Annotated in this window: 12 protein-coding genes; 5 read left to right on the plus strand and 7 right to left on the minus strand. The window is 66.6% G+C overall.

Going from position 1 to position 14,495, the window contains the following annotated elements:
• Positions 1-53: 53 nt before the first annotated feature.
• From WDM91_18005 to WDM91_18015, 3 genes are all read left to right on the plus strand, one after another.
• Positions 54-1,295, plus strand: coding sequence for an ATP-binding protein (locus WDM91_18005; GenBank protein MEI9996496.1), 1,242 nt, complete (start codon positions 54-56; stop codon positions 1,293-1,295).
• A gap of 86 nt (positions 1,296-1,381) precedes the next feature.
• The gene (locus WDM91_18010) at positions 1,382-2,380 is read left to right on the plus strand and encodes a phosphotransferase (GenBank protein ID MEI9996497.1); all 999 of its coding nucleotides are present in this window, start codon (positions 1,382-1,384) and stop codon (positions 2,378-2,380) included.
• Between the two features lie 85 nt (positions 2,381-2,465).
• Positions 2,466-2,846, plus strand: coding sequence for a VOC family protein (locus tag WDM91_18015; protein ID MEI9996498.1), 381 nt, complete (start codon positions 2,466-2,468; stop codon positions 2,844-2,846).
• A gap of 6 nt (positions 2,847-2,852) precedes the next feature.
• Here WDM91_18015 and WDM91_18020 read toward each other — a convergent pair whose 3' ends face one another.
• From WDM91_18020 to WDM91_18045, 6 genes are all read right to left on the minus strand, one after another.
• Complete coding sequence (locus tag WDM91_18020) at positions 2,853-4,067, minus strand: cyclic nucleotide-gated ion channel (protein ID MEI9996499.1); 1,215 nt, start codon at positions 4,065-4,067, stop codon at positions 2,853-2,855.
• Entirely contained in the window at positions 4,064-6,730 is a 2,667-nt protein-coding gene (gene alaS / locus WDM91_18025) for an alanine--tRNA ligase (GenBank protein ID MEI9996500.1), read from the minus strand. Before alaS ends, WDM91_18020 begins: the two co-directional genes overlap by 4 nt.
• Positions 6,731-6,909: 179 nt before the next feature.
• Entirely contained in the window at positions 6,910-7,992 is a 1,083-nt protein-coding gene (recA, locus tag WDM91_18030) for a recombinase RecA (GenBank protein MEI9996501.1), read from the minus strand.
• A 202-nt stretch (positions 7,993-8,194) separates the two neighbouring features.
• Positions 8,195-8,419, minus strand: coding sequence for a hypothetical protein (locus WDM91_18035; GenBank protein MEI9996502.1), 225 nt, complete (start codon positions 8,417-8,419; stop codon positions 8,195-8,197).
• Positions 8,420-8,559: 140 nt separating this feature from the next.
• Positions 8,560-11,568 (minus strand): TonB-dependent receptor, encoded by a 3,009-nt coding sequence (locus tag WDM91_18040; protein MEI9996503.1) that lies wholly within the window; start codon positions 11,566-11,568, stop codon positions 8,560-8,562.
• Positions 11,569-11,766: 198 nt separating this feature from the next.
• Positions 11,767-12,345, minus strand: coding sequence for a TetR family transcriptional regulator (locus WDM91_18045; GenBank protein MEI9996504.1), 579 nt, complete (start codon positions 12,343-12,345; stop codon positions 11,767-11,769).
• A 102-nt stretch (positions 12,346-12,447) separates the two neighbouring features.
• On the opposite strand from WDM91_18045, the gene WDM91_18050 reads away from it, so the two are divergent.
• Both WDM91_18050 and WDM91_18055 read left to right on the plus strand, forming a co-directional pair.
• Entirely contained in the window at positions 12,448-13,284 is an 837-nt protein-coding gene (locus WDM91_18050) for a metal-dependent hydrolase (GenBank protein MEI9996505.1), read from the plus strand.
• Entirely contained in the window at positions 13,284-13,700 is a 417-nt protein-coding gene (locus WDM91_18055; protein ID MEI9996506.1) for a DUF2147 domain-containing protein, read from the plus strand. The genes WDM91_18050 and WDM91_18055 overlap by 1 nt, the downstream gene beginning before the upstream one ends.
• On the opposite strand, the gene WDM91_18060 is transcribed toward WDM91_18055, so the two are convergent.
• A complete protein-coding gene (locus WDM91_18060) occupies positions 13,697-14,440 on the minus strand; it encodes a hypothetical protein (protein ID MEI9996507.1) in 744 nt (247 codons plus the stop codon). The genes WDM91_18055 and WDM91_18060 overlap by 4 nt on opposite strands.
• Between the last annotated feature and the right edge of the window lie 55 nt (positions 14,441-14,495).

Here is a 14,495-nt window from a genome sequence, read left to right on the forward strand (position 1 = left end):
CTGCCGCGCGCGGAAGACAATCCGGTTGTGGATTGACTGAAGATCGGTTTGCGATGCCGTCCGATGCCGCACACGCCGTCGACTACCGGGTGCTGTTCGAGCAGGCGCCGGGTCTGTTCATGGTTCTCGACATCGACTTCCGCGTGCTGGCGATCACCGATGCCTATTGCCACCTCGCCCGCGTCCGGCGCGACGAGGTCCTCGGTCGCCGAATCTTCGAGATGTTCGCCGATCTGCCCGAACGTCCCGGCACCGACGCCATCGAAAAGCTGACCGCATCGCTGGAGCGGACCCTCAGGCTGCAGCGGCCCGACGCGATGGCGACCCGGCGTTTCGATCCGATCTGGCCTGAAGAGAGCGGCTTTCTCGAACGCTATTGGAGCGTCATGCATTCGCCGATCCTCGACGAGGGCGGTGCGGTGCGCTGGATTCTTCACCGGATCCGCGACATCACCCGCGCGGTCCAAGATCCCGAAAGCCTGTCGCCGGTCGCGCGCCTCGCCCGCGATCAGGAAGCCACCATCGCGCGGTTGCGGGCAGCCAACGAGGAACTGGCAAGCATCGACAGGCTGCGCGCGGGCCTGCTCCGGATGTCGCGTCTGAGCACGGTCGCGACGATGGCGTCGGCGCTCGCCCATGAGGTCGCGCAACCGCTCGCCGCGGCACGGAACTACCTTGCCGCACTCAAGCGCTACCTCTCTGAGCCCGACGCCGGCGACAAGGTTTCGGAGATCGCCGAAAAGCTCAGCGCGCAGATCGACCGTGCCGGCGACGTCGTCAAGAGCCTCCGGCGCTACATGGAGAGCGGCCGGTCGGCGTTGCGCCGCGAGGGCTTCGCGGTGGTCGTGGCGGACGCGGTGCGCCTCTCGCAAGGTGCGATCCGCGATGCCGGTGCCACGGTCGAAATACATGTCGACGCGATCTTGCCCGACGTGCGGATCGACCGCGTCCAGATCCAGCAGGTGCTCGTCAATCTGATCGCCAATGCCGCGGAGGCGGTGCGCGGCTGTGCGGAGCGGCGCATCGTCGTCTCGGCCCGCGCAGACACGGGCGGGGTGCGCGTCGATCTTGCCGATACGGGAGTTGGCCTGCCGCCCGAAGCGGCTGCCCGGCTCCTCCATCCCTACGAAGCCGGCAGGACCGGCGGCCTCGGCCTCGGTCTTCCGATCTGCCGGCAGATATTGGAAGAGCATGGGGGGAAGCTCTCGGCGGACAGGAACGCTCCGGCCGGCACGGTGTTCTTCTTCACCTTGCCGATCGCGGGCGATGCCGACGGCGCCGCGACGCCCATGTGAGGGCGGGGCGGCCCGTCTCCACATTTCAAATGCCCGTCATTTCCGAATAAGAACGGCGCCGCATCGGGCATGTGTGGAGCGGCGGCATGGACGCGAAAATTTTGGATGCCGTTCCTGCGGCCCGTCGCGCGATCGTGGACGCGGCGCTCGCCGGGGTCTTGGGCGCCGCACCGGTCGCTGTCGTCACGCCCCTTTCCGGCGGCGCGTCGGGCGCGCTGATCTTTCGCGTCGAGTCCGGCAAGCGGCTGCTGCTGCTGCGGGTCGAGGGTCCGCCCAGTCCGCTGCGCAATCCGCACCAATATGTCTCGATGCGCCTGGCGGCGGAGGCCGGCCTCGCGCCCAAGCTCTTCCACGTCGACGCGGCAGCCGGCATCGCGATAACCGATTTCATTGTGCAGCAGCCCTTGTCGGCCTATCCGGGCGGCCCGGGTGCGTTGGCCCAGGCGCTGGGCGTGTTGCTGGCCCGGCTGCAGGCCACGCCGGCCTTCCCGGCCTTCATCGACTATCCCGACCTCGTTCGCCGCCTGCTGGCGCATGTGGATCGGACGGGACTGTTCGCCGCCGGTCTGCTCGACAGCCACATGGAGCACCTCGCGCGGCTCAGCGAGGCCCATCCCTGGGATCCGGCAAAACTGGTCTCCAGCCACAACGATCCCAATCCGCGCAACATCCTGTTCGACGGCGAGCGGCTCTGGTTGATCGATTGGGAGTCGGCCTATCGCAACGATCCTTTCGCCGATGTCGCGATCCTGCTCGACAACTTCGCCCCAACGCCGGAATTGGAAGCGGTATTTCTGAAAGCCTGGCTCGGCCGCGCGCCTGACGAGGCCGTGTACACCCGCCTTGCGCTGCTGCGTTCGCTCACCCGCCTCTACTATGCGGGCGTTCTGCTCAGTGCGTCCGCGACGCTGCCGCGAGAGGCGCCGGACACCGATCTGGCAGCGCCGTCGCTGGCGGATTTCCGCCGCGCCCGGCGCGAGGGGCGATTGGCGCCTGGCACACGGCAGACGATCCATATTGCGGGGAAGATGTACCTCGCCGCGTTTCTGTCCGGCCGCCCGGTGCCGGCGTTGGATACGCTTTAGGCCGCTTCCTGGCCGGGCTGCGGGCCTCGGTTCTTTATCCGTTCCGGCGGTTTTGGTATGGTTTCGCGCCAATGGGGAGGGGACCATGATCGGCTATGTGACCATCGGCGCCAGGGACAGTGAGGCGTCGGGAAAATTCTATGACGCGGTCATGGAGGCTTGCGGCAACGAACGCAAATTCGCCGATGGCGGCTGGATCGGCTACGGCCCGCAAAGCAGCGACGCGCACTGCGTCTATATCTGTCCGCCCTACAACAGCGAGCCGGCCTGTCACGGCAATGGCATGATGATCGCCTTCAAGGCGCATTCGGAGGTTGCGGTCGACGCCGCGCACGCTGCCGGCCTGGCGAACGGCGGCACATGCGAAGGTCGGCCCGGCTATCGTCCGCCGGACAGGCAAGGCTGGTATGGCGCCTATCTGCGCGATCCGACCGGCAACAAGATCGCGGTGTTCTTCACGCCGTAGTGCGGCTCAGTCCGCCGGCCGCACGTCATGCGCTTCGGCCACTTCCTCTTCCGTCAGGCCGTCTTCCCCGGCCGGACGGAGGACGAAGCTTTCGAGCGTCTGCTTGAGATCCGGCCGGCGGCGCAGCAATGCTTCGAAGTCCGTCGCCGACAATTCGAGCAGGCGCGTGCCGGTCACGGCCACGATGCTCGCGTCGCGCATGGGATGTTCGAGCAGCGCCAGTTCGCCGAAGAAGTCGCCGGCCCGAAACCGCAGCCGCGCATGCGGCAATTGCGCCTCGACCTCGCCCGCGACCACGAAGTACATCGCGGCGGCCCGCTCGCCCGGCACCGAGATGACATCGCCGGCGCTCACCGTATAGGCGCGCAGCAGGTTCATGATGTCGGAGACGGTGTGGGCGTCGAAGCCGCGGAACAGCGGGACGCGGGCCAGCATCCCGAAGGTCACCACGAAGTCGCGGCGGTGGATGGAGCTGGCGAAGCTGGTCGCGATGATGCCGACGGGCAGCGCCGCCAGGCCCAGGCCGACGATCATCGCCACGCCGGCCAGCAGGCGGCCGAGCGCGGTCTGCGGCACCACATCGCCATAGCCGACCGTGGTCAGGGTCGTGACCGCCCACCACATCGCGTCCGGTATCGTGCCGAACGCCTTGGGCTGGGCGGCGCCTTCGACGGCGTGCATCGCGGCGGCGAAGAGCAGCATGGCGCAAAGGAACATCAGCAGGCTGCCATAGAGCGCCCGGCGCTCGTCGACCAGGGCGCGCGACAGCGCCGACAGGGCGGGCGAATAGCGCGCGATCTTGAGCAGCCGCAACAGCCGCACGAGGCGCAGCACGCGCAAGTCGAGGAACGGCACGAACAGCGCCACGAAGGCCGGAACCACCGCGATGAAGTCGACGACCATCAGCGCCCGCGTGGCGAAATAGAGCCGTCCCAGGACCGGCCCGCGCTCGCCCGCCGCCGGGTCCTCGGGTGCCGTCCAAAGTCGCAGGACATATTCGGCGGCGAAGACCACGATGGAGATCAGCTCGAAGATCGCCAGCGCGCCGGCATAGTCGTGCGCGATCTGCGGCACGCTTTGCAGCGTGTAGGCCGCGGCGTTGAGCACGATCAATGCGATCAGCGTCACTTCGACGATCGCGCCGGCCGGACCGCCGGCCCGGCCGCCTTCCAGCGCGAGATAGGCACGCCGGCGCAAGCTCTCGCCGGGGCGGGATGTCACGCCGCGGGCGGCAGCGCTTTTACGCGGCCCCGGATCGCCTCAAGCGCCGCTTCCGCCTTGCCGCTGTCCGGTCCGCCGGCCTGCGCCATGTCCGGCCGGCCGCCGCCGCCCTTGCCGCCCAGCGCCTCGGCGCCGAGCTTGACGAGATCCACGGCGCTGATCCGGGCCGTCAGGTCGTCGGTCACGCCGACCACCAGCGAGGCCCGCCCATCCGCCACCGCCACAAAAGCGACGATGCCCGAGCCGAGCTGCGCCTTGGCGCCGTCGACCAGCGATTTCAGATCCTTCGCCGCGACGCCTTCGACGATCCGGGCATCCAGCGCCGGGCTGCCGCTCGGATCGGCCGCCGCCCGGGCGGGGGCCGACGCCGGTGCGACCTTTCCGAGCGCGAGCTGCTTGCGCGCCTCGGTCAGTTCGCGCTCCAGCTTGCGGCGCTCATCCGACAAGGCCGCGACGCGGGCCGGCAGGTCGGCCGCACTGGTCTTGAGCGTGGCGGCGGCCTCGCGCGCGAGCTCGGCCTGGCCGGAGAGATATTTGCGCGCGCCCTCGGAGGTCAGCGCCTCGATGCGGCGCACGCCCGCGGCGACCGCGCTCTCGGCGAGGATCGTGAAGAGGCCGATATCGCCCAGCCGGTGGACATGGGTGCCGCCGCACAGCTCGACCGAATAAGTCTTGTCCGCGTCCAGGTCGCTGCCCATGCTCAGCACGCGCACTTCGTCGCCGTACTTCTCGCCGAACAGCGCCTCCGCGCCGGCCTCGATCGCCGCCTCCGTCGCCATCAGGCGCGTGGTCACGTCGGAGTTCTGCCGGATCACGTCATTGACCAGCTGTTCGATGCGCTCGAGCTCGTCATGGCTGACCGGCTTGGGATGGCTGAAGTCGAAGCGCAGCCGCTCGGGCGCGACCAGCGAACCCTTCTGCTGCACATGCGGCCCCAGCACGCGCTTGAGCGCGGCATGCAGCAGATGCGTCGCCGAGTGGTTGGCGCGGGTCGCGCGCCGGCGCTCGCCGTCGACCTTCAGGTCGACCGTGTCGCCGACCGCGAGCACGCCACTCGTCACGGTCACGACATGCACATGCAGGCTGCCGAGCTTCTTCTCGGTGTCCGTGACGATGCCCTCGCCCTTCGCCGCGGCGAGCGATCCCGCGTCGCCGACCTGGCCGCCGGATTCGCCATAGAACGGCGTCTGGTTGGTGAGCAGCAGCACCGTCTCGCCCGCCTTGGCCGAGGGCACGCGCGCGCCGTCCTTGAGCAGCGCGACGATATTGCCTTCCGCGCTTTCCGTGTCGTAGCCGAGGAATTCGGTCGAGCCGAGCTCGTCCTTGATCGCGAACCATTGCGTGTCGGTCGCCGACTCGCCCGAGCCGGCCCAGGCCTTGCGCGCCTCCGCCTTCTGGCGCGCCATCGCCGCGTCGAACCCGTCCGTGTCGACCGCGATGCCCTTGGCCTTCAGCGCATCCTGGGTGAGGTCGAGCGGGAAGCCATAGGTGTCGTAGAGCTTGAAGGCGGTCTCGCCGGCCAGCCGGTCGCCGGATTTGAGGCCGCCGCTCGCCTCGTCGAGCAGCTTGAGGCCGCGCGCCAGCGTATCGCGGAAGCGGATCTCCTCGAGCTTCAGCGTGTCCCGGATCGTGGTCTCGGCCTGTTTGAGTTCGGAATAGGCCGAGCCCATCTCGGCCACCAGCGCCGGCACCAGCCGGTACATCAGCGGATCCTTCGACCCGATCAGATGGGCGTGGCGCATCGCGCGGCGCATGATCCGGCGCAATACATAGCCGCGGCCCTCGTTCGACGGCAGCACGCCGTCGGCGATCAGGAAGGAGGTCGCGCGCAGATGGTCGGCGATCACCCGGTGGCTGAACACCGCCTCGCCGGCATTCTTCGCACCGGAATATTCGACCGAGGCCTCGATCAGGTGGCGGAACAGGTCGACGTCGTAATTGTTGGTGACGCCCTGCAGGATCGCGGTGATGCGCTCCAGCCCCATGCCGGTGTCGATCGAGGGGCGCGGCAACTCGATGCGGGTGGTCGCGTCCACCTGCTCGAACTGCATGAAGACGAGGTTCCAGAATTCCAGGAAGCGGTCGCCGTCCTCGTCGGTGCTGCCGGGCGGCCCGCCCGCGACGCCGTCGCCCTGGTCGTAGAAGATCTCCGAGCAATAGCCGCAGGGCCCTAGAGGCCCCATCGCCCACAGATTGCTCTCATGGCCGACGATCCGGTCGTCGGGGATGCCGGCGATCTTCTTCCACAGCCCGCGCGCCACCTCGTCGGTCGGGTAGACCGTCACCCAGAGCCGGTCCTTGGGCAGGCCGATGGTTTGCGAGATGTAATCCCAGGCATAGGCGATGGCGTCTTCCTTGAAATAGTCGCCGAACGAGAAATTCCCCAGCATCTCGAAGAAGGTGTGGTGCCGCGCCGTGTAGCCGACATTGTCGAGGTCGTTGTGCTTGCCGCCGGCGCGGACGCATTTCTGCACCGAGGTGGCGCGCTTGTAGGGCCGCTTCTCCGCGCCGGTGAAGACGTTCTTGAACTGCACCATGCCGGCATTGGTGAACATCAAGGTGGGGTCGTTGCGCGGCACGAGCGGCGAGGACGGCACCACCGCGTGCTGGCGGTCCCGGAAGAAATCGGTGAAGGAGCTGCGGACGTCTGCGAGACTGGTCATGGGGATTTATGTAGCGTTCGCGACATTTTCTGTCATCCCCGGCGTGCGGAATAGCGGCCCGCCGGCCTTTTCCGCCCGGCCCGGCAAAACGAAGGGGCGCGCCCGTTGCCGGGAGCGCCCCTTCGCCGGAGTCGTTCCTTCATGCCAGTAAAGGAACGAACGCTGTCTTTTCGAGGGGATCAGCCCTCGTCGTCCTCGTCATCCTTGCCTTCGCCGCCGAGCGCCAGGTTCTGGGCCAGGAGGCCGGCACTGCCGCGGATCGCGGCCTCGATCGTGTCCGCCACGGCGGGATTGGCCTTCAGGAAGGTCTTGGCCTGCTCGCGACCCTGGCCGATCCGGTTGCCGTCATGGGAGAACCAGGAGCCCGACTTCTCCACCACCCCGGCCTTGACGCCGAGGTCCAGCAGCTCGCCGGTCTTGGAGATGCCCTGGCCGTACATGATGTCGAACTCGACCTGCTTGAAGGGCGGCGCGACCTTGTTCTTGACCACTTTCACGCGGGTCTGGTTGCCGATCACCTCGTCATGGTCCTTGATCGCGCCGATGCGGCGGATGTCGAGACGCACCGAGGAATAGAATTTCAGCGCATTGCCGCCCGTCGTGGTCTCCGGATTGCCGAACATCACGCCGATCTTCATGCGGATCTGGTTGATGAACAGCACGATGGTGTTGGATTTGGAGATCGACGCCGTCAGCTTGCGCAGCGCCTGGCTCATCAGCCGCGCCTGCAGGCCGGGCAGCGAATCGCCCATCTCGCCCTCCAGCTCCGCCTTGGGCGTCAGGGCCGCGACCGAGTCGATCACCACGATGTCGACGCCGCCCGAGCGCACCAGCGTGTCGGTGATCTCCAGCGCCTGCTCGCCCGTGTCGGGCTGGGAGATCAGCATCTCGTCGATGTCGACGCCCAGCTTCTTGGCATAGCCCGGGTCCATCGCATGTTCGGCGTCGATATAGGCCGCGATGCCGCCCTTCTTCTGGATCTCCGCCACGACATGCAGCGCCAGGGTCGTCTTGCCCGAGCTTTCCGGGCCATAGACCTCGATCACCCGGCCGCGCGGCAGCCCGCCGATGCCGAGCGCGATGTCGAGGCCGAGCGAGCCGGTCGAGACCGCATCGGTGGCGACGCCCAGATCGCGCGCCCCCATCTTCATCACCGAGCCCTTGCCGAAGGCCCGGTCGATCTGGCTCAGCGCCGCGTCGAGCGCCCGCTTGCGATCCGAATTGTCTTCCTTGCCCACAACCCGCAATGCCGCCTGTGCCATGAGAACCGCCTCCTTATTCCAGAGCGGCACGGAAAACCCAAGCCGCCGATCCGAGGCAGCAAAAGTACACGCTTTGTTCTCGTTTGCAAGACGCTGGCTAAAGCGAGGATTTCACAGCGAAATACAACATCTTGTTCGTGCCATGTTCCGCTGTTGCCACGCCGCGTGTCGAAAGCGTCCCGAAGCGAATCGGAGAGCGGTATCAGTCGGGCGGGGTGAGCGGCAGTTTGCGGACCTCCGCCTGGGGCGCACTGGGCGAGAGGTCCTCGTCGCCGTCCATCTGGCCAGGCTTGGTGTCCTCCCCGCCATGGACGGCGCCGTCCGGGATATCCGTCGTGCTGTTGCCCAGGGGATCGCGCTTGACCGGCGCCCGCTTGGCCTTGTCCGAATCCTGCTGCGCCGTGTTCGAGCTGTCGGGTTCGCGCATGGAAGGCTCCGGAGGATCGCTCCGACAAAACGCCCCAGCGCGCAAAAAGGCTGCGGCCGCGGCAAGCCCGCGGCCGATGGCGCAAAAAAAAGGCGGCGGAGTCGCCTCCGCCGCCAGTCGCAGTGTCCCCTGGGCAGGGATCAGAAGGACTTGTTGATGCGCACCCCGAACAGCCGCGGATCGGTCAGGAACACATTGGTGGTCAGCGCCGAATCGTCGGAGTTGAGGAAGGCGCCGGTGATCGCCGTCGTGTCGAACAGGTTCTTGACGTAGAACATCGCCTGCCAGCCATCCGGATCGGCGAGGGTCACCGACAGGTTCACATTGGTGTAGCCGTGGATCTGGTCATAGGGCCGGTCGTTGAACACGCGGGCGAAGGAATTGCCCTGCCAATAGCCGTCGCCGCGCAACGTCGCCGTCCAGGTCTCGTTCAGCGGCATCGTGTATTGCGCGCCGAGCGACAGGGTGAAGGGCGGCATGTTGGGCAGCTTGTTGCCCCCCAGGTTCTTCGAGAAGCCGGCACCGCCATTGGGCACGCTGGCCGGATCGAAGCCGGTGACGCCGTATTCGCTGAAATCGTCGAGCGGCTGTGAAATGCCTGTGGAACCCACTCCGCCGTAAGCGGCATTGCACGCCGTAGCCAGCGGAGCGAAGAGCGTACTGACGCCCGGCCCGCTGGTGTACGTGTTCACCAGCGTCGCCACGACACTCGCCGGCAGAATGCAATTCGATGTGCCGGAGACATAGGGTTTGACGACCACCCAGCCCGGCTGGCCGGCCGTACGATCCATCAGATCGACCGCGGATTGGCCCTTGTCGATCGAGCTGTCCTCATATCCGCCCGTGAGGTTGAACGACAGCCCGGGGAGCGGCTGCCATGTCGCTTCGAGCTCGGCGCCCTTGACCTTGGCGTCGAAGTTCAGGTTGACCGAGGTCCGATCCACGATCTGCGAGATCTGATAGCCCTTGTAGGCATAGTAGAAGACATCGGCGTCCAGCGTCAGGCTGCCGTCGAGCAGCGTGTTCTTGGTGCCGAGCTCGAAAGCATCGACGAATTCCGGCGCGAAGGTTGCGGGATGCGTGACGAAACTTCCCAGCCCGAGGAAAGCCGGCTCGGGACCGGGCGGATTGGCGCCGCCGCCCTTGTAACCACGCGAATAGGAGGCATAGAACATCGACGCGTCGGTGAAATCGAGCTTGGGCGACCAGCTCGCATTGAAGCGACCGGTCACTTCCCCCCAGCTCTGCTTGACGATTCCCGCGACCGGATAGCCGCCGCCTTGCAGGAAGGTCCAGCTCGGGATGTCCCAGAACTTCTTCTGGTCTTCGGTCCAGCGCAATCCGCCCGTGAGCTTCAGATCGGGCAGGATCTGATAATACACCTCGCCGAAGCCGGCCCAGGAGTTGAGGTGGTAGGGGTTCTCGCTGCGAAAGTAGTTGTGGCCATTGCCGTTGAGACTGGAGATCGGATTGGGATCGATATACGTGCCGGGACTATATCCCGGAATGCAGCCGAGTGAGCCTTGCGTGGCGACCGGCCCGTTCCCGAAATCGACGTAGTAGGGTGTTGGCGATATGGGGTACGGCGTCGGCGCTATGGTGCCTAGCGCATAGCAGTTTCCGTAATCCTTGGGACCGGACCCATTGCTAAGTTGAGCTTCGAGCGAGAGCAGATTGAAGAAGGTGTAGTAGTCGTCGAGCGTCTGATAATGGGTGTAGTTGGCGCCGACGCTGAAATTGAGCGGTCCATCGAAGCTCGATGTGAGACGCAGCTCCTGCGTGAACTGCGAGGAGCGTTCCTGCGACAGGTCCTCGGCGACCATGCTGCTCGAACAGCCGAGCTGCGGATCGCAATAGACGCCGTTGACGACCGGGGTGGTCACCACATACTGGCTCGCCCCGGCCGTCGCGAACAGTCCCGGCGCCGTGTTGAACCGGTTGTAATCCTCCGTCGAGCGGAGCTGGTCGTTGTCGTAGCCGGTCTGCGAGGTCAGCGTCAGGGTGGGCGTGATGTTGTAGTCGGCGTTCAGTTCGAGAACGTCGGACTTGGCGCGATAGTTCGGCTCGATCGCGGACTGGATGACGCGCAGATTCCGCGGCTGCGTCTGGCTGGCATAGGGATCGATGGGGTTGAGGACAAAGCCGCCCGCGCCGCCGCCGCCCAGTCCCGATCCGTTGAACATGAACGCGCCCCCTTCGACGAACGGAATCGCGAATCCGTTGGGCGTCTCATAGGCGCTCGCCGAATACAGCGAGGTCGGCTTGCAGCCCTGGCTCAGTGCGTTCTTGTAGAATCCCGACAGGCCGGGATCGTCCAGGTCGACGCCGCCGACGGAATCCGGGCCCGGATCCTTCTCGCAAAGCTGCTTGGCGGAACGCATGCGGTCGTCGTCTTCGGAGAAATGCTCCCAGACCAGGGTCGCGGTCAGATCCTCGATCGGATGGAAGAGCAGGGAGGCGCGGCCGGACCACAGATCGCGCCCGTCGACGGCCTTGTCCGTCGTCTGGTCGAACGTATAGCCGTCGCGCACGGTCCATTCCCCCGCCACGCGGAGATCGAGCTTGTCGCCGATGATGGGGATGTTGAGCATCCCTTCCAGGCGGCGGCCGGAATAATTGCTGACATCGACTGAGGCCATCGCCTGAAACTGGTCGGTCGGCTTGGCGGTGATCAGGTTGACCACGCCGGCCGTGGCGTTGCGGCCATAGAGCGTGCCTTGCGGTCCGCGCAGTACCTGGGCCTGGTCGAGGTCGAAGAATTCCTGTTCGAAGAAATGATTGCGGATGAAGGCGATGTCGTTCATCCCGATCGCCACCGCCGGATCGGTCGTCGCCGATACCGCCTGCGTGCCGATGCCGCGGATCTCGATGTTGTAACCGGTGAAATTCGTCTTGGAGAAAGTCAGGTTCGGAACCGACTTCACGAGATCGGGGCCGCCGGCGATCTGCTGGGTGGTCAACTGGGTCTGCGACAGCGCCGTGACCGCGATCGGAAGGGTCTGGACGTCGCCCTGGACCTTCTGGCTCGTGACCACGACGGTCTCGACGCCGCCGCCGGCATCGGCGGCGATTGCCGGAAAGGCCGCGACCATCGCGGCGGCGCAGGCGCCGGCACACAACACGGATTTATGGCGTGAGAAAAAACGCATGAATGAAACCTCCCCTGCGGCTGGATCGGCAGCCGTTTGCTTCCTGGTCGGCGCTCGGGCCGCCTTGTCATTGTCGATGACGGTTCCAGATACTAACAATGCTGTCAATATAGATTGACATAAGTGTCAGTTATTCCGGCGGAAAAGCGCGACGGCGTGTTCCGGCCGCAACAGCAGGATCGGCACGACGCGGAAAGGCTAGAGAAAGAACTTCGGCAGCAGGAAGGCTGCGATCTTGCGCGCGGCGGCGCGCTCGCGCTCCAGCATGTCCTTGAGCGGCGCGCCGATCATCGAATCGCCGAACGCGATCAGCGCCAGGAAGAGGACGGCGGAGGTCACGCCCTGGTGCGGATCGCCCGCCTCATGCGCGAATTTCTCTTCGATCGCCTTCACCAGTTCGGTGACGGCCTCGCCGACGCTGGCGAGATGATCCGCATTGCCGGACAGCATGATCCAGGCCGCCAGCGGGCCTGCGCCGCCTTTCTCGAACGCATCGAACACCATGTCGATCAGCTCGCGCGGCGCCCCGATATCGGAGCGCAGATGCTCCACGGCCTTTTCCAGCGCCACGGCGAGGTCGCGCACCATCGCGCTCATCAAGGCCGATTGCAGCTCCGCCGCCGATCCGAAATGGTGCAGCAGGTTGGTGTGGCTGGTGCCAAGATCCGCCGCCACCGCCTTCAGCGTCACGGCATTGGGTCCGTCCTCCAGCAGCAGCCGGCGCGCCGAGGCGATGGCCTCGCTCTTCGCCTCGTCGGCCGAACGGCGCCGGCGCACCGCCGGCTTGGCCCGGGATTTTGCAACAGGCTTTATTGACATTAGTGTCAGTTCAAATTACAGGAGTGTCCATACGGAGAGGTTCATACCTTGGCTTCGAAAATGCAAACCCCGCCCGACCTGACCATCCGCCCCCGCGACCTGTCCATCGGGCGCACCGCCGGCGGCGCCCGCTGGTGGATGGGCCGGGACCCCGTCGCCAGCATCTTCTACGACGTGCTGTCGGCGTCCTTTCCGCAGGGCGAGCGGTTCTTCATGGACAGCGTCCGCCACTATCGCGACCGCGCGCCGGCCGCGCTGCAGGCGCAGATCGCCGGCTTCCTGACCCAGGAAGCCCTGCACACCCGTGAGCACATCGTCTTCAACCGGCAGATCGAGGCCGGCGGCTACGATCTGGCGCGCATCGAAGCCCATCTGCGCGGCGTGCTGGGCTGGGCGCGCAGCCGCAAGCCCGTCGAGCAGCTCGCCGCGACCGCGGCGCTGGAGCACTTCACGGCGATCCTCGCCCATGAGCTCCTCGCCGATCCGCGCCACCTGGCGCAGGCGCCGCCGGAGGCCAGGCGTTTGTGGCGCTGGCACGCGATCGAGGAGATCGAGCACAAGGCCGTCGCCTACGACACCTTCCTCTTCGTCACCGACGATCTTTCGGCCTGGCGGCGCTGGGCGCTGCGCAGCTATGGGATGCTGGCGGCCACGATCCTGTTCTTCCGCTTCCTGGCCTTCGGCCTGGGCGATCTGTTCGCGCAGGACGGCATCCGCGGCGGGCGCACCTGGCTCCGCTGGCTGCACTTCGCCTTCGTCCGGCCGGGCATGCTGCGCCGGGTCATGGGGCGCTATGCGACCTATTACCGGCCGGGCTTCCATCCCTGGCACGTCGACGACCGCGCCCTCACCGCCGCGGCGGACCGCGAGCTGCAGCCGAGCTACGCCCAAGGCTGATGCGCAATCGGACCCCTGTCGCGCTGCTCGCCCTGGCCTGCATCACCGCTTCGGCGCACGCGGCCGGCATATTGGGCCTCTGGCTCACCCCGAAGAACCATGGCCGGGTGATCGTCGAGCCCTGCGGCGATGCGGTGTGCGCGCGCATCGCGGACGGCGACCAGCTCCGCGCCAATCCGGCCCAGGCCGACGTCAACAATCCCGATCCGGCCAAGCGCACGCGCCCGGTGAAGGATTTGCGCATCCTCGACGGCTATCGCGGCGGTCCTGCGGCGTGGCGCGGCGGAACGGTCTACGATCCCCAGACCGGCGATCTGTCAAACGATTCGACCCTCACGCTCACGTCGCAGGGCACGCTGGAGGTCGAGGGCTGCCGCTTCCTGCTGTGCCGCTCCGAGACCTGGCGGCGGCCCTAAAGCGGCCGGACGAATTTCAGCGCATACTGATCGGTCTTGCCGCGGATGCTCTCGTCGAAGATCGGCTTGCTGTGGTCGTCGCCGGCGCGCCGCAGGAAACCGCCTTCCGCGACCAGCTTGAAGCCGGCCGCGGTGACCTCGCGGATCACCTGCGCCTTCTCGATGCGGTGCAGGACGGCGATCTGGTCCGCGGTCGTGCCGGGATTGGCCTCGTGGTCGAGGATGAAATAGGTCCCGCCCGGCTTCAGCGACTCGAAGACGTGCCGGTTGAACGCCGCCAGGTCGACGCTGCCATATTTGGCGATGTGCAGGTCGTGATAGTTCTGGGTGATCCAGAACAGGTCGATCTTCTCCGGCAGGTCGAACGCGCCGAACGCGGTCCCGCTCACGACGATATTGCCGCGTCCGGGCTCCGCCGCCATCTTCTGGTCGGCCTCGACCGAGCCCTTCCAACGCGTGGTCTCGAGCGCATAGACCTTGCCTCCGGGCCCCACGACGTCGCTCAGCATGCGGCTGAAATAGCCGCCGCCTGGAAACAGCTCGCCGATCACCATGCCGGGCTTCACGCCCGCGAAGGCGAGCGTCGCGGCCGGATCGCGCAGCGCGTCGGAGGCGCGATCGTCCTTCGGGCGCGCCGTGTCGGCCACCGCGGCGGCGACATAGTCGGGCACCTCGGCCGCAAGCGCCGCGCCGCCGAGCAGGACGGCCAGCGCCGCCGCGGCAAGAAGATGTCTGTTCATCGCAAAATTCCCCAGGGCGTTCGCGGCAGTCTAGCGCCGCGCCGTTCCGGGGCGG

The sequence above is a fragment of the Rhizomicrobium sp. genome (assembly GCA_037200385.1).
Lineage (GTDB): Bacteria > Pseudomonadota > Alphaproteobacteria > Micropepsales > Micropepsaceae > Rhizomicrobium.